Annotated in this window: 2 protein-coding genes and 1 pseudogene; all 3 read right to left on the bottom strand. The window is 66.1% G+C overall.

Translation table 11 applies throughout. The features are described 5' to 3' along the window. Positions 1 to 44: 44 nt before the first annotated feature. Positions 45 to 572, bottom strand: a complete 528-nt coding sequence (locus tag JHD07_RS35310; RefSeq protein WP_291630603.1) for a DUF2846 domain-containing protein — start codon at positions 570 to 572, stop codon at positions 45 to 47. 159 nt (positions 573 to 731) lie between these two features. Next, a complete protein-coding gene (locus JHD07_RS35305) occupies positions 732 to 1,475 on the bottom strand; it encodes a carbonic anhydrase (protein ID WP_291630601.1) in 744 nt (247 codons plus the stop codon). A 130-nt stretch (positions 1,476 to 1,605) separates the two neighbouring features. Further along, positions 1,606 to 2,371: pseudogene (locus JHD07_RS35300) on the bottom strand (DNA polymerase III subunit alpha); the annotation flags it as partial.

The following is a 2,371-nucleotide window of genomic DNA, read 5'->3' as shown; positions in this document are numbered from 1 at the left end:
GTGCTTGATCCCCGGCGATCGAAGCCAAGGATGTCGGGCACACCTCACTCCACTGCCTGCAATTCGGCGAGCTTGGTTTGCGCGGTCGCCTCGTCGAGCGGCACGAGCTCGGCCGGCCCGGGATTGGCCTCACCAGCGGTCGCGATCGAAACCGCTGCGAGTCCGACCAGCCCGCCGAGAACCGCGCCGCCGGTTGTAGCATCGTGCCTCGGGCTGCTTTTGATCAGATAGAAGTGCGTGCGGCCGGCTTCCATCACGATCTCGCGCTTGGTGTCGCCCGGAAACATCAGTTCGGTCACCAGCAATTGGTGCCGGCCCGCCGGCCGATCGGCATAGACATACTTGCCAGCCACGACCTTGCCGAGCGGCGCGCCGTCGAGCTTCACCTCGCAGGCGCAGATCGCCATGCTGAGGCCATTCCTCTTGTCCTGGAGCAGAACGATGCGCGAATGCCCGGCGCGCGGAGGCCCGACCTTCTTTGATACAGAGGCAAAGTCGGTCCCGACCTGATTGGTAACACAGCCCACCAGCATCACGCCAACGGCCAGCAACAACGCGGCTCGTCGCAGCATTTCGCACACCCCAGTCCATTCCCCGGGATGCATGCTAGCTGGAATCAGCGCCAGGTTGCAACACCATCGACGACCATTGCACCGATTGCGTTCAACGGGTATCCGGCGGCCGGCCTGTGCTGGAAGAGGCCGGTCGCCCAGCTCCGATTCAGGCGAGCCTCAGGCCTGCGCGAGCAACTCGACCGTCCCGGTGCTCAGCCGATAGATCCCACCGACCACCTTGAGCTTGCCCTGCTCGACCGCGGCGTTCAGGATCGGGGCGGCCGATTTCAGCTTGGCGACGTTGTCCATGACGTTCTGGCGGATGGCGTTGTCGAGCGCGTTGCCGCTCTGCTGGGCCGCCGTCTTCACAGCCGGCGCGATCGCCGCGACGAGCGAGGGGATGTGCCCCGGCAACGGCTTGCCGTCCTGCAGCGACTTGATCGTCGCGTCGACCGCGCCGCAATTGTCGTGGCCGAGCACCAGGATCACCGGCGTCCCGAGCACCGTGACGGTGTACTCCATGCTCGCAACCGTCTCGTCGCCGGCAAAATTTCCGGCGACGCGGCACACGAACAGGTCGCCGCGTCCGCTGTCGAAGGCATATTCGGGCGCGATGCGGGAATCGGCGCAGCTCAACACGGCCGCGTACGGATTCTGACCGCCGACCAGCGCCTCGCGCTCGTGCTTGAAGTCGTGGCGGCGCGACACGCCCGACACATAGCGCGCATTGCCGTCCAGCAGCCGCTTCAGCGCCGCATCGGGCGACAACACGTTCTGCGGCTTCGGCGGCGCCTTCGCCTCCTTCGCCAGCGCGGACCCGCCAAACGCCGCCGCTGCAAGTGCCGAACCGGCGGAGAGCATCATCGCGCGCCGGGAGGGAGCAACAGCTTGATGCAGATTTTCAGAGCATTTGTCGCACATGGTTGTTTTTCTTCCTGGTTTCCCGCCAAACGAGATCGTCGAGGCAGCAACTGATAGCTGCGCTCGCGCAAGTTCGAAACCACGTGCGAGCCGAATAGTTAAGCCTTGGTTTGCGGCGATGCAGGCAATGTCAGAGTTGCTGCACGTCCACCACGCCCGCGACAGCCTTGATCGCGCCGGCGATCTGGGGCGAGACCTTGAAGCGGCCGGGAAGCTTCATCTCCACCTCCGTCTCGAGGTCGATCATCATCACCAGCGAGACCTCGCCGTCGCCGTTTCCGCGCGGTGCGATGCCGGGACTGCCGGCCTTCGGCGCACCGCCGTTGGACGCCGCCATGTCGGGTCCTGCGAGACGCTTGGCGATGGACTCCAGCGGCTTGGTGTCGCGCAGGAAGATGCGCAGGCCCTTCTGCGTCTTGGCCGCGGCGTCATCGAGCGGCTCGGCGTGGAGCACGCGGGCGCGGACGTCCTCGCCCTGGAGCTCGGCCCCCAGCTGCAGCAGCACGGCCGCACCAGGCTCCAGCACGTCGCGATATTGCGCAAGGCCTTCGGAGAACAGCACCGCCTCGAAATGGCCCGTGGGATCCGAGAGCCCCATGATGCCCATCTTGTTGCCGGTCTTGGTGCGCCGCTCCATGCGCGAGACCACGGTGGCAGCGACCTTGCCCGCGGTGGCGCCGGTCTTCACCGCACGCGAGAACTCAGCCCAGCTCTGCACCCGCAGCCGCTTCAGCACGGTCGCGTAGTCGTCGAGCGGATGTCCGGACAGGAAGAAGCCGATGGCGTCGTATTCCCGCCGCAGCCGCTCGGCCGGCAGCCAGGGCTCGACCTGGGGCAGCATGATCGTCGGCGCATCCGCCGACATGCCGAACATGTCGTTCTGGCCGATGGTCGCA

The sequence above is a fragment of the Bradyrhizobium sp. genome (assembly GCF_016462955.1).
Lineage (GTDB): Bacteria > Pseudomonadota > Alphaproteobacteria > Rhizobiales > Xanthobacteraceae > Bradyrhizobium.
Note: the sequence above shows the minus strand (reverse complement) of the source record. Positions and strands in the feature narration are given on the sequence as shown.

Bases quoted from the DNA above. Each gene is read 5' to 3' on its own strand.
- JHD07_RS35305 (WP_291630601.1), bottom strand. From the start codon at position 1,475: ATGTGCGACAAATGCTCTGAAAATCTGCATCAAGCTGTTGCTCCCTCC.
- JHD07_RS35310 (WP_291630603.1), bottom strand. From the start codon at position 572: ATGCTGCGACGAGCCGCGTTGTTGCTGGCCGTTGGCGTGATGCTGGTG.